Genomic DNA, 26,856 nt, shown 5'->3' with positions numbered 1-26,856 from the left:
TGGAGGTTACATTAAAAATAAAAAATATGTTGCAAGTGTAACCTAGCTGTAAAACCTGTCGTCTTAGCTTACAAAGAGTTTATTAATCAATTAAAAAACAATCAAAATGGCAGAAGCAATATTAATTCCAATCAGCTTTTTCTTGGTAATCTTTGCGATTACCTATCTATATTTTTCAACCCGTAACAAAGAACGCCTTGCGTTAATTGAAAAAGGTGTGGATGCAAGTATCTTTTTTAAAGGTAAGGGCCAATACGATATTCCAACCTGGAAAATTGTCTTGATAAACTTCGCTGTGTTGCTAATGAGTGTAGGAGTTGCAATATTTCTTGCGTCTGCGCTTGTGAACGCTTTTAACCTAGATGAGGAAGTCGCCTACCCTGGAACCATTTTCTTAATGGCCGGAGCTGGTCTACTAGTAGGCTTTAATATGACAAAGCGATTGGAGAAGAAAGACTAAAAGACACTTAAAATCTTTTTTAGGGAGCCACCTTTTTCAAGGTGGTTTTTTTTAGCTTTATGCTATGAAAGTCATCTCAACAAACTTAGGTCAACCTACTCCCATAACTTGGAACGGAGAGGAAACAACGACAGGAATTTTTAAATACCCTGTCGATGAACCAATTACCCTGGAAACAGAAAGTGTTTCCAAGGATAATATCAGTGACCGAAAAGTACACGGAGGAATTTATAAGGCCTGTTACCTTTTTTCTGCCGAGCAATACCCGTACTGGAAGGAACAATATCCAAATTTGGACTGGGATTGGGGCATGTTTGGCGAAAATCTTACTGTTGAGGGATTGGACGAAAGTACACTGAGAATTGGAAGCATCTATAGATTGGGCACAGCTCTTGTGCAGATTACACAGCCTCGGGAACCCTGCTTTAAACTGGGAATCAGGTTTAGTGATCAGGATATCCTCAAAAAATTTATAAATCATGGCTTTCCCGGAACCTATGTCAAGGTTTTGGAGGAAGGACAGGTGAAAGCCGGTGATGTTCTCGAATTGGTTGAAGAATCAACAAACACGCTTACGACCCAACAGTTTTACCAGCTGCTGTTCTCCAGAACAAAAGACAAGGCTATTGTGGAAAAGGCTATCACAAATGAAGCACTCCCACCGCATAAAAGAGAACGCTTGAAACGATTTGCATAAAAAAAGGGCCCGAATCGGGCCCTAATTGAATCAACAATTTAATTAACTAAACCAACTATTTTACTTCCATTGTTGTTTTGTAGGTACCGGTCTCATCGGTAACAACAAGGGTATACTCGTCTTCGAAAGCTTTTTCAAAGTTGAAGGCCTTTTCTACAACAAACTCTCCTTTAATGGACTCGTTGTAAACCAACCTGTTCTGACTATCATATACTTTAAGAACTACTTTACCCTGTGAAACGTTCAAAAGGTTCACTAAAATTCTATCACCTTTTTTCACAAATACAGGATCAAGTTCAACATTGATCAACTTTCTTTCCACCTCGCTTTTTGCAGGTCCGTTGGCATATCCTATTGTTCCCAATAAAAGTGCCGCTACTGTAACATAATTAAAAACTGACTTCATAACATTTCGTTTTTTAAGATTACAGGACAAAAGTATGTCTGGTTTCAAGCAAAAAACACTACAATTTTTTCCAGTTTATATGGAATATTACCAGATATGGTATGTTAAAATAATATTAAGGTTAAAATACCATAGATTATTGGTAATTTTGTATAGACGAAGTGAAAATTGCGTACCTAACTTTGTTTAGGAATGCTAAATTGATTTAAATGGTTCAAAAACCCGCTTTCGAAGCGATAGCACCCGATTTTGGCAACTCGTTCACCTATCAGAAATTTAGTGAACGTAGCGAAAATAAAGGTCGAAGCTGGCACTATCATCCAGAACTGGAGCTCGTTTATATCAACGGTGGCTCTGGTAAGCGGCAGATAGGAAGCCATGTCTCTTATTTTAGGGATGGAGATCTTATATTGATTGGCTCCAATTTGCCCCACTGCGGTTTTACCGACAAGCTTACAGGAAACAAAAGCGAGACCCTGATTCATATGAAGGCTGATTTTCTGGGAAATGATTTTTTCAAAATCCCTGAAATGAAGAATATTCAAAAGCTATTTGATATGGCCAAGGGGGGAATCGCCTTTTTTGGAAATACTAAAACAAAAGTTGGGGAAAAGATGGAAGTATTGGAATATCAGACCGATTTTCAACGACTCTTATCCATTTTGAACATTCTCAACTTATTGGCCACCTCCGACGATATCAATGTATTGAATGCTGAGGGCTTTTCGATGGAAACCGAGGTAAAGGACAATGACCGGATAAATGTTGTTTTCAACCATATAAAAGCCAATTTCAAAGAGGAAATCAGTTTGGCTGAAATCTCAGATATGGTAAGTATGACCATTCCCTCTTTTTGTAGGTATTTTAAAAAGATCACCAATAAGACCTTTACCCAGTTTGTAAATGAATATCGATTGGTACATGCATCCAAGTTGTTGGCTGAACAGCCGATGAGCATCACCCAGGTATGTTACGAGAGTGGTTTCAATAATTTTTCACACTTCAATAAATCTTTTAAAGCGTTTACCGGACAAAATCCGTCAGAATACCGGAATCAACTAAAAGCTGTTCTACAATAAGATGGGGCTCTTCAGTGAAAAAATTGTTCTAAATCTTCCCGATTGCGACATCACTTATTTTCCAGATTTTCTCTCTTCAGAAATGGCCCAGCACCATTTTCAAGTACTTAAGGATTCAATTCCATGGCAACAGGATAAAATCAAGGTTTTCGGTAAAGTCTATGACCAGCCAAGATTGACTGCACTATTCGGGGACAATGCAAAAACCTATTCATATTCTGGAATCACTATGTGCCCACATGCTTTTACGCCAGACTTGATTCAAATCAAAAAGTTGGTTGAAAAGGCCTCAGAAACTGCTTTTACTAATTGCTTGCTCAATTTTTATCGTGATGGAAAGGACAGCAACGGCTGGCATTCAGACGATGAAAAGGAATTGGGAACCAATCCAGTTATTGCGTCGGTGTCCTTGGGAGCCGAACGTTTTTTCCATTTGAGAAACAAGGCGGACAAAACACAGAAACATAAAATACTGCTCGAAAATGGCAGCTTATTACTTATGAAGGGTGCAACACAGCATTATTGGCAGCATCAGATTCCAAAGACATCGAAACCTATGGGAGAGCGCATCAATTTAACCTTTCGGATACTGAAATGATCAAGCGAAAAGGTCGTTCAATACCTTTGCCAATCGCAATCCTCCTTTCTGTAGTTGACTAAAAAGAACCTTGTTGTATTTATAACTGTATTGGTAGCCCAATTTTTCGCCAACCTCGACGGATTCGTAAAGGTCCGCACAAATTTCGTGGGATTCCTGGGCCCAGTCATAAATAGTACCTTCCTGAATCTCTCTGCGTTCTTTTCGGGAAACCTGGTCCAATTCATTCGCAAGTTCAGTATATGTCATTCCATAGGACAATATTAGGTTTTTGTCCCACAACCTATGCAGATTTGTTCCTTCTCCAAACCATTGCACCTGTATTGCGTTACCACCTTTGTCCTCCGCCCTGCTCACATGCAAGGGTTGATGTAAATCCCCGATTAGGTGAACCAGCATTTTTAGATGAAAAACCCTATCCGCCCTCGAGCTGTTCTTATTCTTGACTATGCGGATACATTCTTCTATGCCCACCATCAAATCTCCCCACTTGCTCTTTTCTGAATCTTCATATCTAACATCTAAAGGGTAGTTTACATAGTGCCACGCGGAAAACTTTGAAAACGACCTATCTGCCTTAATTTCATCCGCAAAGGTGGATACAAACGCAAGGCTATGTCCATCCAACAAATCTTTTAAAGCACGCTTGGCCTTTCCTGTCAAATGGTTTTCCGCTATATGACCTGTAACTCTATGGCCCGTTTTTCCCCAATAATTTGCTGAAACCAAAAACGGAATCAGTAAAAAAAGTAAAAGGGTTTTTTTCATAATTCAGGATTTGTTCAAAAGTAGAAAACTGACCTCAAATACGATATAAAATTTACATCAAATTATATTCTAAATATTTGCCGAAAAAATGATGAATTTATTAGCATTTTTTGGGATTTTTTTAACTAACGTTAAGCTTAAATTTGGGCAGCTAACTCAAATTGACCCATGCCGAAACTCCGTTTTGTACTCGTTGCATCACTATTTCCTTTTCTACTTTTAGCCCAATCTCCTAAGAAGTCGTTCATAGTCAAATACATAGACCAACCTATCACAGTTGATGGTGTACTGGATGAATCTGTTTGGGAAACGGCAGAAAGTGCGCATGATTTTCAACAGAACTTCCCTTCTGACTCCATTTTGGCGACCCAAAAGACAGAAATCAAGATGCTTTTCGACGATACCACCTTGTACATCGGAATACGACAGGATGCCGAAGGCAGTGATTATCTTACCCCTTCCTTGCGACGGGATTATAGAGCTGGTAATAGCGATAACATTAGTTTGCTTTTTGACACCTTTAACGATGGAACCAATGCATTTCTATTTGGAATAAACCCACTTGGTGTGCGCCGTGAGGCCCTAATCTCTGGAGGAGGTAGCGATGTCAGTGGTTTTGTGACCTCCTGGGATGTAAAATGGCGGGGGGAATCCAAGATCCACGACAACTATTATATTTCAGAATTGGCTATTCCATTGACCTCCTTCAAATTTCGCGAAGGGGAAACCAAATGGAGATTCAATAGTTATAGGTTCGATATGCAGACCAACGAACGTAGTACTTGGATCAGAATTCCACAGAACCAATTCATCGTAAGTCTTGCCTTTATGGGCGGTATGGTGTTTGAAAAGCCCTTGGGAAAATCTAGAACTCCCTTGGCCATAATTCCATACGTCAATGGGATTTCAGGAAGGGATTTTGAAAACGAAATCTCTGCCAACGATGTTAAGGTAGGTGGTGATGCCAAAGTGGCCATAGGTAATGGAATGAATCTGGATATTACGGTTAACCCTGATTTTTCCCAGGTCGAGGTCGATAATTTCATTACAAACCTTACCCGTTTTGAGGTTTCACTTCCTGAAAGACGACAATTTTTTATTGACAATAACGACCTCTTTGGAAATTTTGGCGGACGTAGGGATGCCAATCCCTTCTTTTCCAGGCGTATTGGTATCGCCAGGGATACTGCCGACAATACCATTGAAAACAGAATTATCGGAGGTGTTCGTTTGAGTGGAAAGCTCAACAATAACCTGAGGCTTGGTTTTTTGAACATTCAAACGGAGGAAGATGCTGCTAACGAAATCGCTTCCAACAATAACATGATGTTCACCCTTCAACAAAAGGTGTTTTCAAGGTCAAACATCGGAATGTTCTTTATCAACAGACAATCTTTTGATAATCCCGGTTTTTTGGATGAAAGTGAGGAATACAACCGTGTGGTTGGGGTGGACTATAATTTGGCTTCGTCAGATAATGTTTGGCAGGGAAAAGCTTATGCGCACAAATCATTCCAGCCAGGAGATAGCCAGGGCAACTTTTCAGGAGGAGCGTTTTTATCCTACAACGCTAGAAATTACGGTACATTTTTGGATGCCGTTTATATTGATGAAGAATTCAATTCGGATCTAGGTTTTATTCCAAGAACGGATATTTTTAAGCTTGCCAGCAACTTTAGGCGAACTTTTTGGCCAAAACAAGGTGCTGTGAACAATCATGGTTTTGAAGTATTTTCCATTTTTACTTGGCGACCAAATCTAGATTATCAGAACACCGACCACAGAATTAATGTTGAGTGGGGTGCTGAATTCAACAACCTGTCGGAGTTGGAAGCGACCTATACCAATCAATTTATCTTTTTGACCGACGAATTTGAACCTACCGGAAAAGATGATGCGGTGCCTTTACCAGCAGATACTGGATATTATTTCAATTCTTTTGAGCTGGAGTTTAGATCGGATCGGAGAAAAGTATTTTCGTACGGCATAGAACCCTCGATTGGAGGTTTCTTTAACGGTACGCGATATTCCATGGAGGCATTTTTAAATCTAAGGATGCAACCGAAAGTCAATATGTCCATGAATCTGAACTACGACCGATTGGAATTACCCGCCCCACACGCGCAAGCAGACATTTTGCTAATTGCACCTCGATTGGATATTACCTTTAGCAAATCCATATTTTGGTCAACTTTGGTTCAGTACAGTAATCAGCGTGATAACTTGGGCTTTAACTCTCGTCTGCAATGGCGCTTTGCCCCACTTTCAGATTTGTTCTTGGTTTACAACGACAATTATTTTGTGAATACCTTTATGCCCAGAAATAGGTCCATCAATTTGAAGCTTACCTATTGGCTAAATATCTAGAATGAATTTTAAAGTACTTTGCTCGGATTTGGACGGAACACTACTGTCCACAAAAAATGATGTTTCCGAGTTTACCATCTCACAGATCAATCGAATAAAGGACAAGACCAGAATTATTTTGGTTTCTGCCAGAATGCCCAAATCGATTACCTATCTTCAAAAACGAATGGGAATAGAAGAACATCCCATAATCTCCTATAATGGTGCATTGATTGTCGAAAAAGGGGAAATATTGACAAATACAGTCATTCCCTTGGAAAACATCATAAAGCTCTATTCCATTTGTGAGCCGCAAAATATCCGTTTAGGACTTTACAGGCACGACGATTGGTTTGTTTCCGAGACGTCAGAAAGAGTTGAAAAGGAAATCTTCAATACCAAGGCCCGACCTATTTTCGAGCACACGCAGACTACCCTGGAAAAGTGGCAAAAAGGGAATTTAGGTGCGCATAAACTTATGCTCATGGCCGACAAAGAGGAAATGGACAAATTAAGTCCAATATTGGACCGTGATTTTTCATCATCCATGAATTGTTATCGGTCGAATGACACGCTTATTGAAATCGCACCAAGATCATCCTCCAAACTTTCGGGCATAAAATCCATTTTAAGACCGGATGAATCTTTAAAAGAGGTAATCGCCTTTGGTGATAATTACAATGATGTTGAAATGCTACAGCAAGTTGGCTTTGGGGTTGCGGTCGCCAATGGCAGAAAAGAGGCCAAAGAAACTGCAAATCAGGTTACCCTGAGCAATAAAGAACATGGAGTGGCTCAATTTATCAAAGACCATCTTTGATTTTCCTATATTTGAAACTACCGCTATTTAAATTCTATGGACCAACTACCATTTACTGAAGACACCATAATCTTCGGTCTTCTTTGTCTTTGCCTAGGTTTTGTTTTTTATACCTCTTCCATCAAAAAGGGTTTCTGGAAAAAGTTTTACGCCATTGTACCCACCGTGCTCATGTGCTATTTGCTTCCTGCAATTCTCGCCAGTACTGGGATTGTGGATGAAACCAAGTCCCAAACCTATTATGTGGCAAGTAGATATTTATTACCTGCCGCATTAATTTTGATGACTCTTAGCATAGATTTAAAAGCCATCGCAAATCTTGGCTCAAAGGCCTTAATTATGTTCTTGACCGGTACCGCAGGTATTATCATTGGGGGGCCAGTGGCGATTTTGATTGTATCCATTTTTTCACCCGAAACAGTGGGTGGAAATGGCTTTGATGCTGTTTGGCGTGGACTTGCCACCATTGCAGGTAGCTGGATCGGCGGAGGAGCCAATCAAGCAGCGATGCTCGAAGTTTTTCAATTTAACCAAGAAAAATATGGGGGTATGGTCCTGATTGATATTGTTGTGGCCAACCTTTGGATGGCCATACTTTTGCTAGGTATAGGAAAGACCAAAAGGATTGATAATTGGTTAAAGGCTGATACATCTTCCATTGAAGAATTAAAGGAAAAAGTTTCCACATATACCGCCAAAATTGCTCGGGTAACGACCCTGCACGATTTTATTATGATGCTCCTGTTCGCTTTCGCCGGAATGGGTATTGCCCATTTTTTGGGATATCATTTTGCGGAATTTTTGGAGAATAATTTTGAAGTCGTTCGGAACAAGGAAAAAATACTTTCCTCTTTAGGTTCTAAATTCCTTTGGATGGTTGTCTTTGCAACAGCGATTGGCATTGGTCTTTCATTTACAAAAGCCAAAAATTATGAAGGTGCAGGCGCAAGTAAAATAGGCGGTATGTTTATTTATATACTTGTTGCGACCATTGGAATGAAAATGGATTTGGGCCGTGTAATGGAAAACCCCGGTTTAATTGCTATTGGACTCATTTGGATCACCATCCATGCAGGTTTGCTCATCTTGGTTGCCAAACTTATAAAAGCTCCCTATTTCTTCCTTGCAGTAGGAAGTCAGGCGAACGTTGGTGGGGCAGCTTCTGCACCTGTTGTTGCAGCTGAGTTCCATCCATCTTTGACATCGGTTGGAATTCTATTGGCGGTCTTTGGGTACGTAGTAGGTACCGCTGGCGCATATTTATGTGCGCTATTGATGGAAGTGGCTTCGACCATGTAGATTTTCTGGAAATCTTAGTGGTTTTCATCGATTCATCAATCCATATCCTTCATACATAAATCGTTTACCCGTATAATTTAGGACATCCTTTACCTTGATTGAATAGGATAGGTTGCAGTATCTCATTCTCAACTGTGCAACTTCCAATATTGAGTCATGGAAGGTTCCGATTTCATATCAAATAAAAGCAAGGCAATAAGTTTTCTTTGTCTAGCAGGTTATGTCATCGCCTGCTTAGCTTACCTACAATTCCCAAATTCTGAATATCAAGTGGATAACTCATGGGAAGCCCTTGATGAATTTTCCTTAATAAATCAGGCAGAATATGCTAAAATCGAGGATTTGCTATGGCAGATGGTTCATAATAATCCGCATAACAAACAATTACAATTGAATTTCGAGGCTATTCAAAACCTTAGACAAGCATCGGCAACGCTTGAGCATCATCTGAAAATGTCGGTTAAACTTGAACCAAATAATTTACAAAACTTATATAGCTATGCCCTATTTCTGGTTTCCGAAGGAAAGTATCGCGAAGCCGAGGAACATTTGGTCAAAGCGGCTACCATCTCACCTGCTTTCGGGAAATCGGAAAACCTCTTGATGGAGGTGTATCACCGAACCGAAAACTGGAATCAACTCCAAAAATTGGCCCTGGAAATTATTCGGAGCAATGCCCATGATGAGATAGCCCATAGCTACTTGGAGATTGCCAAGGATAAAAAAACGGTATTGAACATCTTGAAGGAGGTAACCAAAACCAATCCAACCGCTTTAAACCATGTCAAAATGAGCAAGGAGCTCCATAGCCAAAGACTATACGCCCAATCGTTTCATTATGCACATTTAGCACTCCAAAGGCAACCCGATTTTTCAGATGCACAACTCCAATTGATACTTGTCTATCTCAAACTTGGAGAACAACAAAAAGCTCTAAAAAGCTTGAAAAACAATCTGAATATGGAAGCGGACCTTCACTTCATTAAAGAGAATTTGGCTTTGTTGCCAGATTATCCAAATTCCAGCATTGTATATCAGTAAATCTTGTAGGTCGTTATCAAACCTGTAGAATAATTGTTGCATTCCTTTGGAATAGATTTGAACTAATTCGATAAATATTTTGATATTTGCCTCGCTAAATTTTAAGAATGAAGAGGATTTTATTTCTATTAGGTCTTTGTGTGTCTCTAGCTTCGTGTGATTCCAAGACTGATAATACCATGACGGTTTCAGGTAACATCAAAGGGCTTAAAAAAGGTTCTTTGTACTTACAACATTTTAAGGACTCCACATTGATGGTCTTGGATTCATTGGAAATTGAAGGAGATGGCACCTTTGCTTTTTCCCAAGAAGTGGCAGGTCCCGAGATATTTTATCTATACCTAAAAAAGCAGGACAACAACGACGTTAACGATCGCATTATCTTCTTCGGGGAAGCTGGCGATATTACCATAAACACCTCATGGAATACCTTTGATATCGATCCTGAAATATATGGTTCTGAAAGCCATGAAAAATTTGAGGAATTCAATGCAATGATTACCAATTTCAATATCAAAGAATTAGAGCTTTTACAACTGGCCCAGCCTTCTGAAGACGAGGAAGAAGCCATTTCGTTGGATTCAATACAAAAATTGGTTGACCGAAATATCATTGCACGATATCGGTACATTCTCAATTTTGGTTTGAATAATAGTGACTCCTATGTAACCCCTTATATATTGTTGACACAGGCCAATGATGCAAATCCGAAGTATTTGGATTCGATTTATGGAACCTTATCCGCAGATGTAGCTTCTTCCAAATATGGAAAAGCGCTTAAAACATATTTAGGGAAATAAAAAGGCTTAGTTGGAAAGCTTGTTCAGCTCTTCCACTAGTTTTGTGGCTTTATCTTCAAGCTCAACACGAATATCCTTAAAATGGGCTTTACGGTTATCCACGTCCTTTTGGTGTATTTTACCCATAAGATCATCAAAAACCGTGATAGCCTTGTCTATGATAGCAGTACCTTCTTTGGAATCAACATTGTTGGAACCGGCCTCCCATAGGTAAACGGCTTCAATAATATCCCCCAAAACAAAATTGACATCTTTCTTTAGGTCACGAATGCTTGCCATGCTGTAATTTTTTTCAAAGGTAATATTAAATGGTTACTTCTAAAAGTTTTGCCCCATTGGTACTTATTTCAATAAAGGTGCTCGAAGCAGCAACCAAGGCAGTTTGTCCTTTTTTAATCAAGGTCTTGCCCCAATCATTTTTGATCTCTGCTTCCCCACCAACACACATATAAATTGTAAATGAATCTCTTTGGGCCACATCTTGGCGCAATGCACTTGTAAGTTCCAAAATATTGGTTTTGAAGTACGGGCAATCGACCATGGTATTGACCTGATCCGGTTCATTGGAATACTTTACCTTAAAGTCGTCCTTTTTCGAATAATCGATGGCATCGATTGCAAGTTGGGTGTGTAGTTCGCGCAAATTGCCCTCTTTGTCCCTACGGTTGAAATCGAAAACTCTGTATGTAATATCCGAAGTTTGTTGAATCTCCGCCAACAAAACCCCAGCGCCAATAGCATGAATTTTTCCTGTGTTGATGAAAAAGGTGTCGCCTTCGGCAACTTCTTCGTAGTTCAAAAGGTCAAGCAGGGTGTCATTTTCCAGACTTTCCACATATTCCCTTTTTTCAACATCCTTATTGAAACCAACTATAAGTTGTGCTCCTGGATCCGCATCCATCACGTACCACATCTCTGTCTTTCCGAATGAATTGTGCCTTTCTTTGGCCAGCTTATCATTGGGGTGTAATTGAATGGACAGGTCTTGCTTGGCATCTATAAACTTGATAAGGATGGGGAATTCACTCCCAAAACGATCAACCACACTTTTCCCAAGTAGAGTTTCTCCTTCCTTCTCTATTAAGGTTTTTAACGAAATGTCTTTCAGTTCACCTTCCGAGACTTCTGAAATATCTCCACTTACTCCGGAAAGTTCCCAGCTTTCACCAGTAATATCGCTTTCAATAGGCTTTTTGAGTACGTCTTTGAGCTTTGTTCCTCCCCAAAGTCGTTCTTTAAGGATGGGTTTGAATTTTAATGGGTATAGGGTCATTTTATTTTTAGCCTGAATAGGTTACAAAGTTACGAGGGGTTTCATAAAGTACCACCTCTAATTTGTTAGATTGCTTTATGTGGGGCCTGAGTTTGTTCCAAATGACAACAGCGATGTTTTCAGCGGTTGGATTTAAATCCTTGAAATCTGGAACATCGGTATTCAGGTTTTTATGATCCAATGCTTCCTCCACATGTTCTTTGATCAAATCCTTGAGCACCTTCAAATCCATTACAAAACCGGTCTCTTCGTCAATTGCTCCTTCGACACTTACAATTAGGTCATAATTATGACCATGGTAATTTGGATAACTACACTTTCCAAAAACTTCGTTGTTTTTTTCATGGTCCCAATCTTTTCGATAAAGTCGATGGGCCGCATTGAAGCTTGCTTTTCTACTGACTTTCACCTTCATTTTGCCATGCTTTTGGTTAGGTGATCATAAAAACGCTCGAAAATAATTTTGAACCAAGCTGTATACTGTTCAGGATTTTTGGCTATGTCCTCCTTAATTTCCGATGGATACATCCATTTCCAGGCTTCTACCTCATCTGTGTTGATAGTTGGGGAATCTTCATAATTTCCCATCATCACATGATCCAGCTCGTGCTCGGTGAGGCCATTATCAAAAGGAGCTTTGTAGATAAAAGAAAAAAGTTCCTGAAGCTCAGTTTGAAAACCCATTTCCTCTTGTAAACGTCTTTTTCCAGCTTCAATATTGCTCTCCCCTTCCCTCTGATGACTGCAGCAGGTATTGGTCCACAACAAAGGGGAATGATACTTGTCCTTCGCTCTTTGTTGTAACATGGTCTGTCCCTTTTGGTTCATTACAAAAACCGAAAAAGCCCGATGTAAAACAGCTTTTTCATGGGCTTCCATTTTGGGCATTAAGCCGATAGGTTCATCGGCTTCATTGACCAAAATCACATTTTCCTCTTTCATAGAGTAAAAATATGACGTTTGTCAGGAATTATGGGGATGTGAGGGCTAAAATGTTCTTAAACTTGCGTATTCTTAAAAGAATCGTGGGGATTTCAGGTTGCCGACATTCTTTAGGAAATCATATCGCAATATAATCTCAAAAGATCCATCGTTAAAGGTTGCGGCGCCTAAATCGGTTATTTCGCGATCATAGGCAACACCTATGAACATTTCATCAGATAACCTAAATCCGACAAGGCCACTGAATGCAGCATCCCATCGATAAGCAATTCCACCGATAAATTTTTCATTGAGCATAAAATTGGCCGAGATATCGGCTTGCAACGGAGCACCTTGAACCATTTTGGTCAAAAGTGTAGGTTTAAATTTCAAAAAGGGATTCAAATCCCATACATACCCCGTAATGAAATACCAATTCATCTGCTCTTTTGCCTCTGAAATTGAAGCTTCATCAAAGTGGGTGGTCTCTAGCAACCTGGGTACTGAAAGTCCGGTGTAAAATCGTTCTGTATGATAGTATATTCCAGCTCCAATATTAGGGGAAAACTTGTTTTGGACATCTTGCTGGGCCTGCAGTTGAGGATCTACATCAAATTCATCCAGTTCCGAATACCTAATATCCAACATATGGGCACTTCCTTTTAACCCAAAGCTAAGCTTTGCATCCACGGAAGTATGTATTGTATATGAAAAATCAACATCAAAATAAGTTTCCGAGGTTGGTCCAATTTTATCATTGACTACTGAAATTCCCAATCCAACTCCACGGTATCCTATTGGTGAATGCACATTAAGTGTCTGTGTCTCCGGGGCACCATCCAATCCCAACCATTGGTTTCGATATAATCCTGCAATACTTAAATGTCCTCGAGATCCCGCATAACCGGGATTGACACTCACGGTATTGTACATATACTGGGTATATTGGGCATCTTGCTGTGCTTGGACCATGATTCCAAAGCCAAATACCAATATCGTGATCAGTAATCTAATTTTCTTTGCCATATCCTTTCTTTCCACAGTACACGGTTCTTTTTTATCTGTTAATGTATAAGTAACCTGAAAGCTGTTTCATGCTTCCCGTTGGATCCTCGTAATCTATGATATAGAAATACGTACCCACAGGAAGTTTATTATCCTTGTCTACGGTTACTCTTCCTTCGGAAGTGCCATCAAAGACATTTCCGTTGGTGTTGTATGCCTTGGTCATATAGACCAGCACACCCCATCTGTTATAAATTTTTACTGTGTTGTTTGGATAATCTTCTAAATTTCTGATGGTAAGGACATCGTGTATGCCGTCACCGTTTGGCGTTATTACGTTTATTACATCAATTGGATCAACCTGTGTTGGTCCAAGGTCTGGATCTAAGTAGTTTGGTATTCCGTCCCCATCGGCATCGTCATTGGCGTAGTTGCCATCAAGGTCTATGTCTTCATCGATGGTTTCAATTCCGTCATCATCATCGTCAGAATCCCTATAATCTGGTACACCATCGCTATCTGTGTCCATTAAATTGGCGCTAGGGTTATCGATCTCATCATTTACATCAATATCGATAACAGTGCTACCTTCATAGGCATCATCAAGTCCATCATTATCTTTATCCGAACCAATAATGGTTACATCAGCGATTCCATCTTGATTTAAATCATGGCCTTCAATACTATCTGGCACATTATCATCATCACTATCGGTGTCGACATAGTCTGGGATACCGTCGCCGTCTGTATCAACAGGAATCAATCCAACATTTCCTCCGTTTTCGTAAGCGTCATCCAATCCATTGTCATCCACATCCATCAAGCTCGGAGCTACATAGGTGGATGTTGGTTGAGCTTCAACGTTATCTGGAATACCATCATTATCGCTATCTATGTCTAAATAATCAGGGATACCATCACCATCCGTATCGGTAGGATTGGTAGTCGGATCATTGTCATTATCTGCATTCAAATCTTCGAAACTGTCAATAATCCCATCGTTATCAGCATCCAAGTTTATACTTGGAACATTGACAAGTATGGTAACGGTAGCGGTGCTACAGTTTCCACTTGTGTCACAGATGGTATAATCAAAACTGTCGGGACCTAAATAGCCAGCATTTGGCGTGTATGTAACGAAATCATCTGATGGATTACCAGGAGTTCCGCCATCGTTAATGGACAGAGTTCCATTGGATGGAGTTGTAGTGGTCAAAGTACCACTTGTTGGAAGATCGTTGTCATTGGCCAGGATATCAATATCGACAGCTACATCTTGATCTGTAGCCACTGAATCATCCAATGCATCCACAATTGGAATCACATCTACGGTAACTGTCGCAGTGCTGCATGCTCCGGTTGAAGTACAAACTGTGTAGTCGAATGTATCCGTACCATTATAATCTGGATCCGGAGTATAAGTCACAATATCATCTGAGGGGTCATTTGCCGTACCATTATTGTTGATGGTAACCGTTCCGTTCGGCGGATTCGTTGTGGTCAATGAGCCGTCATTGGGTAAGTCAGTATCATTGGCATAAATCGGAACAACAACGGAGCTGTCCTCATCCACTGCTATAAGATCATCCACAAGTGTTGCTGCCTCAGTCATACAAACTACCGTAAATCGCGGAAGCTGACTTGCATTCCCCGCTTTGGTTATTGTGGCGGTATATCTGGAAACAGTTTCCGTGCTGGTTACAGTGGGTTGGGTCTGGTCTCCTGTCAAAGTAGGACTCCAGCTCACTGCGGCCCCTGTTGGAATACTGGCAGAAATATCTAAGGTTACCTGGTTGTCGGGAGCTCTACAATCTGTCAAGATAAAATAGCCCGTAGCATTGGACCCACAAAGTGTACCATCGTAGGTTGCAAAGTAAACACCTGGCTGGGTGGCTTCGTAAAAGGAATTTGTGCCAAGTACCGTACTTAAGTCGGATGCTTCAAACCATTGGTAATTGCTTTCACCACCACCGGTCGGTGCTTGTAGCAAGAACTGTGCATTTATGGTGTTCATCCCAATAAAGAGGGTAAACAGCCCAAGGAATAAAGATTTATGTAAGATATTAGGTTTCAACGGCTTGTTTAGCTCTTATTGTTATTATTTCACTACAAAAACTACATTGATCAAAGTATTGTAATCCGTAGGTAAATTTTCAACCTCAATAGTAAGATTACCGTTTGCATCAATCGTCATAAAGTTGGGGTCACCAGAGTCCGTTTCAAAAACCGTTGGATCTGCATAGGTAACATAGTAATACAAATCTGTGCGACCATATGTCGGAATTGCCGCGGGAGCTCCTGCGCTTCCTACGGTAGGTGTTCCAAACTGATCCAAATATTCTTGGTACAAATCGATATTCTTTATTCCTGTGGTTGACGCATCAACGGTTATTGAAGGTGGATAAAAGATTCTTCCTGCAGTTGCTGTTATTTTAGCAATGTCCGACATGGCATCATCCACAGTTCCTTCATTTGCTCCGTCTCCATCAACATCCAAATCAGTCATTTCAAAAGAGGCACCGCCATCTGCTCCCACTGTCAGTTCATTGTTGGTATCAGTGCTTACCACATTGGCTGTTTGTGCAGCGCCACCATCTTCATCGGTATAGCTGATCACACCTGTTGAAGTGTTTTGAGATAGACTTGTAACTGTTTCGTTGATATCTACAGCTGAGATTCCTGGTTCTGAGATTGTTGCTATCCTATTTCCTGTTACGGTATTTGTTACACTTACGTCATCATCGGTCAAAGCAGCAAGTTCTGCTAATGCTCCTTCAACTTCTGTAGCTGCAAAGTTTCCTCCTGCATCCGTAATGTTAACTTCACTTGCAGTCTGATCGTCCGTACCAGCATCGTCCAAGTGGGAAAGGTCTACCGTCTGTGAGGTACCGTTCTCGATTCCAACCGTCAATATGTTGGTTCCGGTATCAACTCCAAGACTTTGAATATTTTGGTCATCGGTGCTACCAGCGGCAACCTCGTCGATTGCGGCCTGGGTATCGGTGGCCGTCAATCCGGATGTGGTATTGTCATAGCTCACCTCGGCAGCGGTCTGGTCGTCGGTACCAGCATCATCCAAATGTGAAAGGTCAACTGTCTGTGAGGTACCGTTCTCGATACCCACCGTCAAGATGTTTGTTCCGGTGTCAACCCCAAGGCTCTCGATGTTCTGGTCATCGGTTCCAGCATCATCCAAGTGCGATAGGTCAACTGTTTGACTTGTACCGTTCTCGATGCCTACCGTCAAGATGTTGGTCCCTGTGTCAACACCCAAACTCTCAATGTTCTGGTCATCGGTGCTGCCCGCTGCAACCTCGTCGATTGCGGCCTGGGTATCGGTGGCCGTCAATCCGGATGTGGTATTGTCATAGCTTACCTCGGCAGCGGTCTGGTCATCGGTTCCAGCATCGTCCAAATGGGAAAGGTCCACTGTTTGGCTTGTTCCGTTCTCGATGCCTACCGTCAATATGTTCGTACCTGTGTCAACGCCAAGACTCTCAATGTTCTGGTCATCCGTGCTGCCTGCAGCCACCTCATCAATGGCCGCTTGGGTATCCGTTGCCGTCAATCCAGATGTGGTATTGTCATAGCTCACCTCCGCGGCGGTCTGATCGTCAGTACCAGCATCGTCCAAATGGGAAAGGTCTACCGTCTGCGAGGTACCGTTCTCGATGCCTACCGTCAATATGTTCGTACCTGTGTCAACGCCGAGACTCTCAATGTTCTGGTCATCCGTGCTGCCTGCAGCCACCTCATCAATGGCCGCTTGGGTATCCGTTGCTGTCAATCCAGATGTGGTATTGTCATAGCTCACCTCCGCGGCGGTCTGATCGTCAGTTCCAGCATCGTCTAAATGTGAAAGGTCAACTGTTTGGCTTGTACCGTTCTCGATACCCACCGTCAATATGTTTGTTCCAGTATCAACTCCAAGACTCTCGATGTTCTGGTCGTCAGTACCGGCATCGTCCAAATGGGAAAGGTCAACTGTTTGGCTTGTTCCGTTCTCGATGCCCACCGTCAAAATGTTCGTTCCGGTATCAACCCCGAGGCTCTCGATGTTCTGGTCGTCTGTTCCAGCGTCGTCAAGGTGGGAAAGGTCCACTGTTTGACTTGTACCGTTCTCGATACCTACCGTCAAGATGTTTGTTCCTGTGTCAACACCAAGACTCTGGATGTTCTGGTCATCGGTGCTGCCAGCAGCGACCTCATCGATCGCAGCTTGGGTATCGGTGGCCGTCAATCCGGATGTGGTATTGTCATAGCTCACCTCGGCGGCGGTCTGGTCGTCAGTACCGGCATCATCCAAATGCGATAGGTCAACTGTTTGGCTTGTTCCGTTCTCGATACCCACCGTCAAGATGTTCGTTCCGGTATCAACCCCGAGGCTCTCGATGTTCTGGTCGTCTGTTCCAGCGTCGTCAAGGTGGGAAAGATCCACTGTTTGACTTGTACCGTTCTCGATACCTACCGTCAAGATGTTTGTTCCGGTATCAACCCCGAGGCTCTCGATGTTCTGGTCGTCTGTTCCAGCGTCGTCAAGGTGGGAAAGGTCCACTGTTTGACTTGTACCGTTCTCGATACCTACCGTCAAGATGTTTGTTCCTGTGTCAACACCAAGACTCTGGATGTTCTGGTCATCGGTGCTGCCAGCAGCGACCTCATCGATCGCAGCTTGGGTATCCGTTGCGGTCAGTCCTGATGTTGTATTGTCATAGCTCACCTCAGCAGCGGTCTGGTCATCTGTTCCAGCATCGTCCAAATGGGAAAGGTCAACTGTTTGGCTTGTTCCGTTCTCGATGCCCACCGTCAAAATGTTCGTTCCGGTGTCAACTCCAAGACTTTGAATATTTTGGTCATCGGTGCTACCAGCAGCGACCTCGTCAATGGCCGCCTGGGTATCGGTGGCCGTCAATCCGGATGTGGTATTGTCATAGCTCACCTCGGCGGCGGTCTGGTCATCTGTTCCAGCATCATCCAAATGGGAAAGGTCAACCGTCTGTGAGGCACCGTTCTCGATTCCAACCGTCAATATGTTGGTTCCGGTATCAACTCCAAGACTTTGAATATTTTGGTCATCGGTGCTACCAGCGGCAACCTCATCGATCGCAGCTTGGGTATCCGTTGCGGTCAGTCCTGATGTTGTATTGTCATAGCTCACCTCGGCAGCGGTCTGGTCGTCAGTACCAGCATCGTCCAAATGGGAAAGGTCAACCGTCTGTGAGGTACCGTTCTCAATGCCGACGGTCAATATGTTCGTACCGGTGTCAACTCCAAGACTTTGAATATTTTGGTCATCGGTGCTACCAGCAGCAACCTCGTCAATGGCCGCCTGGGTATCGGTGGCCGTCAATCCGGATGTGGTATTGTCATAGCTCACCTCGGCGGCGGTCTGGTCGTCAGTACCGGCATCATCCAAATGGGAAAGGTCAACCGTCTGTGAGGTACCGTTCTCGATTCCAACCGTCAATATGTTGGTTCCGGTATCAACTCCAAGACTTTGAATATTTTGGTCATCGGTGCTACCAGCGGCAACCTCATCGATCGCAGCTTGGGTATCCGTTGCGGTCAGTCCTGATGTTGTATTGTCATAGCTCACCTCGGCGGCGGTCTGGTCATCTGTTCCAGCATCGTCCAAATGGGAAAGGTCAACTGTTTGGCTTGTTCCGTTCTCGATACCAACTGTCAAGATGTTTGTTCCAGTATCAACTCCAAGACTCTCGATGTTCTGGTCGTCAGTACCGGCATCGTCCAAATGCGATAGGTCAACCGTCTGTGAGGTACCGTTCTCAATGCCGACGGTCAATATGTTCGTACCGGTGTCAACTCCGAGACTTTGAATGTTCTGGTCATCAGTACCGGCATCATCAAGGTGTGAAAGGTCAACTGTTTGACTTGTACCGTCCTCGATGCCAACGGTCAAGATGTTCGTACCGGTGTCAACGCCAAGGCTCTCGATGTTCTGGTCATCGGTGCTGCCAGCAGCCACCTCGTCAATGGCCGCCTGGGTATCCGTTGCGGTCAGTCCTGATGTGGTGTTGTCATAGCTCACTTCGCCAGCGGTCTGGTCGTCAGTACCAGCATCGTCCAAATGGGAAAGGTCTACCGTCTGCGAGGTACCGTTCTCGATACCTACCGTCAATATGTTTGTTCCTGTGTCAACGCCCAAGCTCTCGATGTTCTGGTCATCGGTGCTGCCGGCAGCTACCTCGTCGATAGCAGCCTGGGTATCGGTTGCCGTCAATCCAGAAGTGGTATTGTCATAACTCACCTCTGCTGCGGTCTGGTCATCGGTTCCTGCATCGTCCAGATGCGATAGGTCCACTGTTTGACTTGTTCCATTTTCGATACCAACTGTCAAGATGTTGGTTCCGGTGTCAACGCCAAGACTCTCAATGTTCTGATCATCCGTACCGGCATCGTCCAAGTGCGAAAGGTCAACTGTCTGTGAGGTACCATTCTCGATGCCCACAGTCAATATGTTCGTGCCTGTATCAACCCCAAGACTTTGAATATTCTGATCATCGGTGCTGCCGGCAGCTACCTCGTCGATGGCGGCCTGGGTATCCGTTGCCGTCAATCCAGAAGTGGTATTGTCATAACTGACCTCAGCTGCGGTCTGGTCATCGGTTCCTGCATCATCCAGATGGGAAAGATCCACTGTTTGACTGGTACCGTTCTCGATGCCTACAGTCAATATGTTCGTTCCGGTATCAACCCCAAGGCTCTCGATGTTCTGGTCATCAGTGCTACCAGCAGCAACCTCGTCAATGGCCGCTTGGGTATCCGTGGCCGTCAATCCAGATGTGGTATTGTCATAGCTCACCTCTGCTGCAGTCTGGTCGTCAGTGCCTGCATCGTCCAAGTGCGAAAGGTCAACCGTCTGCGAGGTACCATTCTCGATACCTACCGTCAATATGTTTGTTCCTGTGTCAACGCCCAAGCTCTCGATGTTCTGGTCATCGGTGCTGCCGGCAGCTACCTCGTCGATAGCAGCCTGGGTATCGGTTGCCGTCAATCCAGAAGTGGTATTGTCATAACTCACCTCTGCTGCGGTCTGGTCATCGGTTCCTGCATCGTCCAGATGCGATAGGTCCACTGTTTGACTTGTCCCGTTCTCGATACCTACCGTCAATATGTTCGTTCCGGTATCAACCCCGAGGCTCTCGATGTTCTGGTCGTCTGTTCCAGCGTCGTCAAGGTGGGAAAGGTCCACTGTTTGACTTGTACCGTTCTCGATACCTACCGTCAAGATGTTCGTTCCTGTATCAACACCAAGACTCTGGATGTTCTGGTCATCGGTGCTTCCGGCGGCAACCTCATCGATTGCTGCTTGGGTATCGGTGGCCGTCAACCCGGATGTGGTATTGTCATAGCTTACCTCTGCAGCGGTCTGGTCATCGGTGCTTGTAAATGTTGTAGGTGTTCCATTTTCACTTGTATAAGTGTGCGTCCCGTCAAGATTATCGGCCAAGGTTGTGATGGTCTCTGAAATACTCACGGAAGCTACGTTCAAATAAAGGCCACCGTCAGTACCTGAAGAAAGGTCATTGTTAGCGTTGGCGCTTATCAGGTCAACCGTCGATGGCGCAACACCATCGTCTTCCAATGAAATGCTAAGCTCTCCCCCAGTAATAGAAAAGTTGTCAATAGTCTGGTCATCGGTGCCTGCATCGTCCAAATGGGAAAGGTCCACTGTTTGGCCGGTACCGTTCTCTATACCAACGGTCAAGATGTTTGTTCCTGTATCAACTCCAAGGCTTTCGATGTTCTGGTCGTCCGTGCTGCCTGCGGCTACCTCATCAATGGCAGCCTGGGTATCCGTTGCCGTCAATCCGGATGTGGTATTGTCGTAGCTCACCTCTGCAGCGGTCTGGTCATCGGTTCCTGCATCGTCCAAGTGCGAAAGGTCCACTGTTTGGCTTGTTCCATTCTCGATGCCTACAGTCAATATGTTCGTTCCGGTATCAACCCCAAGGCTCTCGATGTTCTGGTCATCCGTGCTGCCAGCAGCGACCTCGTCAATGGCAGCCTGGGTATCGGTGGCCGTAAGGCCTGATGTGGTATTGTCATAGCTCACCTCTGCAGCGGTCTGATCGTCGGTTCCTGCATCGTCCAAGTGCGAAAGGTCCACTGTTTGGCTTGTTCCATTCTCGATGCCTACCGTCAAGATGTTCGTGCCCGTATCAACGCCCAAGCTCTCAATGTTCTGGTCGTCCGTACCAGCATCATCCAAATGTGACAGGTCAACGGTCTGTGAGGTACCGTTCTCGATACCCACTGTCAATATGTTCGTACCGGTGTCAACACCCAAACTCTCAATGTTCTGGTCATCGGTTCCCGCGTCATCCAAATGCGAAAGGTCAACTGTTTGGCTTGTTCCATTCTCGATGCCCACCGTCAATATGTTCGTTCCTGTGTCAACTCCAAGGCTCTCGATGTTCTGGTCATCGGTGCTGCCCGCCGCGACCTCATCAATGGCAGCCTGGGTATCGGTGGCCGTAAGGCCTGATGTGGTATTGTCGTAGCTCACCTCTGCAGCGGTCTGATCATCAGTACCTGCATCATCCAAATGGGAAAGGTCCACTGTTTGACTTGTTCCATCCTCGATGCCTACCGTCAATATGTTAGTACCTGTATCCACTCCAAGGCTCTCGATGTTCTGGTCATCCGTGCTGCCTGCCGCGACCTCGTCGATTGCGGCCTGGGTATCGGTGGCCGTCAATCCGGATGTGGTATTGTCATAGCTCACCTCTGCAGCGGTCTGATCGTCGGTTCCTGCATCGTCCAAGTGCGAAAGGTCAACTGTTTGACTTGTTCCATTCTCTATACCCACGGTCAATATGTTCGTTCCTGTGTCAACTCCGAGACTTTGAATGTTCTGGTCATCGGTGCTGCCAGCAGCGACCTCGTCAATGGCCGCCTGGGTATCGGTGGCCGTAAGGCCTGATGTGGTATTGTCATAGCTCACCTCTGCAGCGGTCTGATCGTCGGTTCCTGCATCGTCCAAGTGCGAAAGGTCCACTGTTTGGCTTGTTCCATTCTCGATGCCTACCGTCAAGATGTTCGTGCCCGTATCAACGCCCAAGCTCTCAATGTTCTGGTCGTCTGTTCCAGCGTCGTCAAGGTGGGAAAGGTCCACTGTTTGACTTGTACCGTTCTCGATGCCCACCGTCAAGATGTTTGTTCCTGTATCAACTCCAAGGCTTTCGATGTTCTGGTCGTCCGTGCTGCCTGCGGCGACCTCATCAATGGCAGCCTGGGTATCTGTTGCGGTCAGTCCAGATGTGGTATTGTCATAGCTTACCTCCGCTGCGGTCTGGTCGTCGGTACCAGCATCGTCCAAGTGGGAAAGATCAACTGTTTGGCTTGTACCGTTCTCGATGCCAACGGTCAAGATGTTCGTTCCGGTATCAACTCCAAGGCTCTCGATGTTCTGGTCATCGGTGCTGCCAGCAGCTACCTCATCAATGGCAGCCTGGGTATCGGTGGCCGTAAGGCCTGATGTGGTATTGTCATAGCTCACCTCTGCAGCGGTCTGATCGTCGGTTCCTGCATCGTCCAAGTGCGAAAGGTCAACTGTTTGACTTGTTCCATTCTCTATACCCACGGTCAATATGTTCGTTCCTGTGTCAACTCCGAGACTTTGAATGTTCTGGTCATCGGTGCTGCCAGCAGCGACCTCGTCAATGGCCGCCTGGGTATCGGTGGCCGTAAGGCCTGATGTGGTATTGTCATAGCTCACCTCTGCAGCGGTCTGATCGTCGGTTCCTGCATCGTCCAAGTGCGAAAGGTCCACTGTTTGGCTTGTTCCATTCTCGATGCCTACCGTCAAGATGTTCGTGCCCGTATCAACGCCCAAGCTCTCAATGTTCTGGTCGTCTGTTCCAGCGTCGTCAAGGTGGGAAAGGTCCACTATTTGACTTGTACCGTTCTCGATGCCCACCGTCAAGATGTTTGTTCCTGTGTCAACCCCAAGACTCTGGATGTTCTGGTCATCGGTGCTTCCGGCGGCAACCTCATCGATTGCTGCTTGGGTATCGGTGGCCGTCAATCCGGATGTGGTATTGTCATAGCTTACCTCCGCTGCGGTCTGGTCGTCCGTGCCCGTGAATGTTGTAGGTGTTCCATTTTCGCTTGTATAAGTGTATGTCCCGTCAAGATTGTCCGTCAAGGTTGTGATAGTTTCTGAAATACTCACGGAAGCTACGTTCAGATAGAGTCCACCATCAGTACCAGCAGAAATATCATTGTTCGCATTATTACTTATCAGGTCAACTGTTGATGGTGCAACACCATCGTCTTCCAGTGAAATGCTGAGTTCACCCCCAGAAATGGAAAGATTATCAATAGTCTGGTTATCCGTGCTGCCAGCTGCAACCTCGTCGATTGCTGCTTGGGTATCGGTGGCCGTAAGGCCTGATGTGGTATTGTCGTAGCTCACCTCTGCAGCGGTCTGGTCGTCAGTACCAGCATCGTCCAAGTGCGAAAGGTCAACCGTCTGTGAGGTACCGTTCTCGATACCAACGGTCAATATGTTTGTTCCTGTGTCAACTCCAAGACTTTGAATGTTCTGGTCATCGGTGCTGCCAGCAGCGACCTCGTCAATGGCCGCCTGGGTATCGGTGGCCGTAAGGCCTGATGTGGTATTGTCATAGCTTACCTCTGCAGCGGTCTGGTCATCGGTTCCTGCATCGTCCAAGTGCGAAAGGTCAACTGTTTGGCTTGTTCCATTCTCGATGCCTACCGTCAAGATGTTCGTGCCCGTATCAACTCCAAGGCTCTCGATGTTCTGGTCATCGGTGCTGCCCGCTGCAACCTCATCGATTGCGGCCTGGGTATCGGTGGCCGTAAGGCCTGATGTGGTATTGTCATAGCTCACCTCTGCAGCGGTCTGGTCATCGGTTCCTGCATCGTCCAAGTGCGATAGGTCAACGGTCTGTGAGGTACCGTTCTCGATGCCCACCGTCAATATGTTCGTTCCGGTATCAACTCCAAGGCTCTGGATATTCTGGTCATCGGTGCTGCCCGCCGCGACCTCGTCGATTGCGGCCTGGGTATCGGTGGCCGTAAGGCCTGATGTGGTATTGTCATAGGTCACCTCGGCAGCGGTCTGGTCGTCGGTACCGGCATCATCCAAGTGCGATAGGTCAACGGTCTGTGAGGTACCGTTCTCGATACCAACCGTCAAGATGTTTGTTCCTGTGTCAACACCAAGACTCTGGATGTTCTGGTCATCGGTGCTGCCCGCCGCGACCTCATCAATGGCAGCCTGGGTATCCGTTGCCGTCAGTCCAGATGTGGTATTGTCATAGCTCACTTCGGCAGCGGTCTGATCATCAGTACTTCCAGCTGCAACCTCGTCGATTGCTGCTTGCGTATCTGTTGCCGTCAATCCAGATGAGGTATTGTCATAGCTTACCTCGCCAGCGGTCTGGTCATCCGTTCCATTGTCATCTAGATGTGACAGATCTACTGTCTGTGAGCTTCCATTTTCAATGCCAACGGTCAATATATTAGTCCCCGTATCCACTCCAAGGCTCTGGATGTTCTGGTCATCAGTACCTGCATCATCCAAATGGGAAAGGTCAACTGTTTGGCTTGTTCCGTTCTCGATGCCCACCGTCAAAATGTTCGTTCCGGTGTCAACTCCAAGACTTTGAATATTTTGGTCATCGGTGCTACCAGCAGCAACCTCGTCAATGGCCGCCTGGGTATCGGTGGCCGTCAATCCGGATGTGGTATTGTCATAGCTCACCTCGGCGGCGGTCTGGTCATCTGTTCCAGCATCATCCAAATGGGAAAGATCCACTGTTTGACTTGTTCCATCCTCGATGCCAACTGTCAATATGTTAGTACCTGTATCCACTCCAAGGCTCTGAATGTTCTGGTCATCCGTGCTGCCTGCCGCGACCTCGTCGATTGCGGCCTGGGTATCGGTGGCCGTCAATCCGGATGTGGTATTGTCATAGCTTACCTCGGCAGCGGTCTGGTCATCGGTTCCAGCATCATCCAAATGCGAAAGGTCAACTGTTTGACTTGTTCCGTTCTCAATGCCCACTGTCAATATGTTCGTCCCGGTGTCAACCCCTAGACTCTCGATATTCTGGTCATCCGTGCCAGCATCATCAAGGTGTGAAAGGTCCACAGTTTGGCTTGTACCATTCTCGATACCTACCGTCAATATGTTCGTTCCTGTGTCGACGCCCAAGCTCTCGATGTTCTGGTCATCGGTGCTGCCCGCTGCAACCTCATCGATTGCGGCCTGGGTATCCGTTGCCGTCAATCCAGATGTGGTGTTGTCATAGCTTACCTCGGCAGCGGTCTGGTCATCAGTTCCAGCATCATCCAAATGCGATAGGTCCACGGTTTGGCTTGTACCATTTTCGATACCGACCGTCAATATGTTCGTTCCTGTGTCAACTCCAAGGCTCTCGATGTTCTGGTCATCGGTACTACCAGCAGCTACCTCATCAATGGCAGCCTGGGTATCCGTTGCGGTCAGTCCAGATGTGGTATTGTCATAGCTCACCTCGGCGGCGGTCTGGTCATCGGTTCCAGCATCATCCAAATGCGAAAGGTCAACTGTTTGACCAGTACCGTTCTCTATGCCCACAGTCAATATGTTCGTTCCAGTATCAACTCCAAGGCTTTCGATGTTCTGGTCATCGGTACTGCCTGCAGCGATCTCGTCTATAGCCGCTTGGGTATCCGTTGCCGTCAATCCAGATGTGGTGTTGTCATAGCTTACCTCGGCAGCGGTCTGGTCATCGGTATCGATCAAAGCTGCAATATCAGCCAAAGCAACTGCGAATGTGTTTGCATCGGAATCAGTAATAACCAAATTAGTGTTGGTTCCATCAATTGCGAAAGAGATAATTGTGGTATTTGTATCTGTCAAAGTATCACTTAAACTGCTCAAGTCGACATTTGCGCTTCCCCCATCTTCTAGGGTCAATGTCAGTACGTTTGTAGCTCCATCAAAGGTAAATCCTGTAAGTTGCTGGTCATCCGTGGATGTCAACTCCCAAGAATCTCCATCCCAAAAATAGATTGTACCCGTATTGGTATTCACATATACATCACCTGTATCGGCTCCACTTGGGGTAACCGCTCCAGGACTGGATACGGCCGTTCCGCTCAATACTTCACAATTACATTGATCCTGTAATGTTACCGTGGTCTGGGAATAGGCAAGTCCGGAGAAAAATAGTAACGCAATGACTATTATGCTCTTTTTCATGGGGTTATCGTTAAATGACATTGTCTAATGTGTTTTTTGTAATCTTTTATGCTTGTTCGTGGTGTTTTTAATGCTTGCTGTGCATTTTAAACACTACTACACT

Annotated in this window: 18 protein-coding genes; 9 read left to right on the top strand and 9 right to left on the bottom strand. The window is 44.8% G+C overall.

The features are described from left to right. The first annotated feature begins 106 nt into the window (after positions 1-106). Both ACULLH_RS15975 and ACULLH_RS15970 read left to right on the top strand, forming a co-directional pair. The gene (locus tag ACULLH_RS15975; RefSeq protein WP_454089755.1) at positions 107-460 is read left to right on the top strand and encodes a DUF6249 domain-containing protein; all 354 of its coding nucleotides are present in this window, start codon (positions 107-109) and stop codon (positions 458-460) included. A 64-nt stretch (positions 461-524) separates the two neighbouring features. Continuing rightward, positions 525-1,157, top strand: coding sequence for an MOSC domain-containing protein (locus ACULLH_RS15970; RefSeq protein ID WP_454089754.1), 633 nt, complete (start codon positions 525-527; stop codon positions 1,155-1,157). Positions 1,158-1,212: 55 nt separating this feature from the next. Here ACULLH_RS15970 and ACULLH_RS15965 read toward each other — a convergent pair whose 3' ends face one another. After that, the gene (locus ACULLH_RS15965) at positions 1,213-1,563 is read right to left on the bottom strand and encodes a hypothetical protein (RefSeq protein ID WP_454089753.1); all 351 of its coding nucleotides are present in this window, start codon (positions 1,561-1,563) and stop codon (positions 1,213-1,215) included. Between the two features lie 209 nt (positions 1,564-1,772). On the opposite strand from ACULLH_RS15965, the gene ACULLH_RS15960 reads away from it, so the two are divergent. Together ACULLH_RS15960 and ACULLH_RS15955 are read left to right on the top strand one after the other, a co-directional pair. Further along, positions 1,773-2,642 carry an AraC family transcriptional regulator gene (locus ACULLH_RS15960; protein ID WP_454089752.1) on the top strand — a complete coding sequence of 290 codons (870 nt, stop codon included), beginning with the start codon at positions 1,773-1,775 and terminating at the stop codon, positions 2,640-2,642. 1 nt (position 2,643) lies between these two features. Continuing rightward, positions 2,644-3,240, top strand: a complete 597-nt coding sequence (locus ACULLH_RS15955; protein ID WP_454089751.1) for an alpha-ketoglutarate-dependent dioxygenase AlkB family protein — start codon at positions 2,644-2,646, stop codon at positions 3,238-3,240. On the opposite strand, the gene ACULLH_RS15950 is transcribed toward ACULLH_RS15955, so the two are convergent. Next, a complete protein-coding gene (locus tag ACULLH_RS15950) occupies positions 3,241-4,008 on the bottom strand; it encodes a S1/P1 nuclease (RefSeq protein WP_454089750.1) in 768 nt (255 codons plus the stop codon). It lies immediately after the preceding gene. A 168-nt stretch (positions 4,009-4,176) separates the two neighbouring features. Between ACULLH_RS15950 and ACULLH_RS15945 the strand changes: the two genes are divergently transcribed. The 5 genes from ACULLH_RS15945 (at position 4,177) to ACULLH_RS15925 (ending at position 10,314) form a co-directional block, all read left to right on the top strand. Continuing rightward, entirely contained in the window at positions 4,177-6,375 is a 2,199-nt protein-coding gene (locus ACULLH_RS15945; protein ID WP_454089749.1) for a DUF5916 domain-containing protein, read from the top strand. A 1-nt stretch (position 6,376) separates the two neighbouring features. Beyond that, a complete protein-coding gene (locus ACULLH_RS15940) occupies positions 6,377-7,174 on the top strand; it encodes an HAD family hydrolase (protein ID WP_454089748.1) in 798 nt (265 codons plus the stop codon). Positions 7,175-7,210: 36 nt separating this feature from the next. Next, positions 7,211-8,473 (top strand): DUF819 family protein, encoded by a 1,263-nt coding sequence (locus tag ACULLH_RS15935; RefSeq protein ID WP_454089747.1) that lies wholly within the window; start codon positions 7,211-7,213, stop codon positions 8,471-8,473. Positions 8,474-8,629: 156 nt separating this feature from the next. Beyond that, positions 8,630-9,514, top strand: a complete 885-nt coding sequence (locus ACULLH_RS15930; RefSeq protein WP_454089746.1) for a tetratricopeptide repeat protein — start codon at positions 8,630-8,632, stop codon at positions 9,512-9,514. A gap of 107 nt (positions 9,515-9,621) precedes the next feature. Beyond that, positions 9,622-10,314, top strand: coding sequence for a DUF4369 domain-containing protein (locus ACULLH_RS15925; protein WP_454089745.1), 693 nt, complete (start codon positions 9,622-9,624; stop codon positions 10,312-10,314). A 6-nt stretch (positions 10,315-10,320) separates the two neighbouring features. Here the strand turns inward: ACULLH_RS15925 and ACULLH_RS15920 are convergent, their stop codons facing one another. The 7 genes from ACULLH_RS15920 to ACULLH_RS15890 form a co-directional block, all read right to left on the bottom strand. Further along, entirely contained in the window at positions 10,321-10,593 is a 273-nt protein-coding gene (locus ACULLH_RS15920) for a hypothetical protein (RefSeq protein ID WP_454089744.1), read from the bottom strand. Positions 10,594-10,618: 25 nt separating this feature from the next. Beyond that, complete coding sequence (locus tag ACULLH_RS15915; protein WP_454089743.1) at positions 10,619-11,587, bottom strand: type I phosphomannose isomerase catalytic subunit; 969 nt, start codon at positions 11,585-11,587, stop codon at positions 10,619-10,621. 7 nt (positions 11,588-11,594) lie between these two features. Beyond that, positions 11,595-12,002 carry a 6-pyruvoyl trahydropterin synthase family protein gene (locus ACULLH_RS15910; RefSeq protein ID WP_454089742.1) on the bottom strand — a complete coding sequence of 136 codons (408 nt, stop codon included), beginning with the start codon at positions 12,000-12,002 and terminating at the stop codon, positions 11,595-11,597. Next, positions 11,999-12,529 (bottom strand): isopentenyl-diphosphate Delta-isomerase, encoded by a 531-nt coding sequence (idi, locus tag ACULLH_RS15905; RefSeq protein WP_454089741.1) that lies wholly within the window; start codon positions 12,527-12,529, stop codon positions 11,999-12,001. Before idi ends, ACULLH_RS15910 begins: the two co-directional genes overlap by 4 nt. 72 nt (positions 12,530-12,601) lie before the next feature. Beyond that, complete coding sequence (locus tag ACULLH_RS15900; protein ID WP_454089740.1) at positions 12,602-13,534, bottom strand: PorP/SprF family type IX secretion system membrane protein; 933 nt, start codon at positions 13,532-13,534, stop codon at positions 12,602-12,604. 31 nt (positions 13,535-13,565) lie between these two features. Further along, a complete protein-coding gene (locus ACULLH_RS15895; protein WP_454089936.1) occupies positions 13,566-15,527 on the bottom strand; it encodes an Ig-like domain-containing protein in 1,962 nt (653 codons plus the stop codon). Positions 15,528-15,611: 84 nt separating this feature from the next. Further along, the gene (locus ACULLH_RS15890; protein WP_454089739.1) at positions 15,612-26,753 is read right to left on the bottom strand and encodes a hypothetical protein; all 11,142 of its coding nucleotides are present in this window, start codon (positions 26,751-26,753) and stop codon (positions 15,612-15,614) included. Positions 26,754-26,856 lie beyond the last annotated feature (103 nt).

This window comes from Flagellimonas sp. 2504JD4-2 (assembly GCF_053642935.1).
Note: the sequence above shows the minus strand (reverse complement) of the source record. Positions and strands in the feature narration are given on the sequence as shown.

What these genes read in the sequence shown, in the direction of transcription:
- ACULLH_RS15910 (WP_454089742.1), bottom strand. Translation starts at nt 12,002, where the DNA reads ATGAAGGTGAAAGTCAGTAGAAAAGCAAGCTTCAATGCGGCCCATCGA.
- ACULLH_RS15900 (WP_454089740.1), bottom strand. Translation starts at nt 13,534, where the DNA reads ATGGCAAAGAAAATTAGATTACTGATCACGATATTGGTATTTGGCTTT.
- ACULLH_RS15895 (WP_454089936.1), bottom strand. Translation starts at nt 15,527, where the DNA reads ATGAACACCATAAATGCACAGTTCTTGCTACAAGCACCGACCGGTGGT.
- ACULLH_RS15965 (WP_454089753.1), bottom strand. Translation starts at nt 1,563, where the DNA reads ATGAAGTCAGTTTTTAATTATGTTACAGTAGCGGCACTTTTATTGGGA.
- ACULLH_RS15935 (WP_454089747.1), top strand. Translation starts at nt 7,211, where the DNA reads ATGGACCAACTACCATTTACTGAAGACACCATAATCTTCGGTCTTCTT.
- ACULLH_RS15920 (WP_454089744.1), bottom strand. Translation starts at nt 10,593, where the DNA reads ATGGCAAGCATTCGTGACCTAAAGAAAGATGTCAATTTTGTTTTGGGG.
- ACULLH_RS15930 (WP_454089746.1), top strand. Translation starts at nt 8,630, where the DNA reads ATGGAAGGTTCCGATTTCATATCAAATAAAAGCAAGGCAATAAGTTTT.
- ACULLH_RS15950 (WP_454089750.1), bottom strand. Translation starts at nt 4,008, where the DNA reads ATGAAAAAAACCCTTTTACTTTTTTTACTGATTCCGTTTTTGGTTTCA.
- ACULLH_RS15890 (WP_454089739.1), bottom strand. Translation starts at nt 26,753, where the DNA reads ATGAAAAAGAGCATAATAGTCATTGCGTTACTATTTTTCTCCGGACTT.
- ACULLH_RS15945 (WP_454089749.1), top strand. Translation starts at nt 4,177, where the DNA reads ATGCCGAAACTCCGTTTTGTACTCGTTGCATCACTATTTCCTTTTCTA.
- idi (WP_454089741.1), bottom strand. Translation starts at nt 12,529, where the DNA reads ATGAAAGAGGAAAATGTGATTTTGGTCAATGAAGCCGATGAACCTATC.
- ACULLH_RS15915 (WP_454089743.1), bottom strand. Translation starts at nt 11,587, where the DNA reads ATGACCCTATACCCATTAAAATTCAAACCCATCCTTAAAGAACGACTT.
- ACULLH_RS15955 (WP_454089751.1), top strand. Translation starts at nt 2,644, where the DNA reads ATGGGGCTCTTCAGTGAAAAAATTGTTCTAAATCTTCCCGATTGCGAC.
- ACULLH_RS15925 (WP_454089745.1), top strand. Translation starts at nt 9,622, where the DNA reads ATGAAGAGGATTTTATTTCTATTAGGTCTTTGTGTGTCTCTAGCTTCG.
- ACULLH_RS15960 (WP_454089752.1), top strand. Translation starts at nt 1,773, where the DNA reads ATGGTTCAAAAACCCGCTTTCGAAGCGATAGCACCCGATTTTGGCAAC.
- ACULLH_RS15940 (WP_454089748.1), top strand. Translation starts at nt 6,377, where the DNA reads ATGAATTTTAAAGTACTTTGCTCGGATTTGGACGGAACACTACTGTCC.
- ACULLH_RS15970 (WP_454089754.1), top strand. Translation starts at nt 525, where the DNA reads ATGAAAGTCATCTCAACAAACTTAGGTCAACCTACTCCCATAACTTGG.
- ACULLH_RS15975 (WP_454089755.1), top strand. Translation starts at nt 107, where the DNA reads ATGGCAGAAGCAATATTAATTCCAATCAGCTTTTTCTTGGTAATCTTT.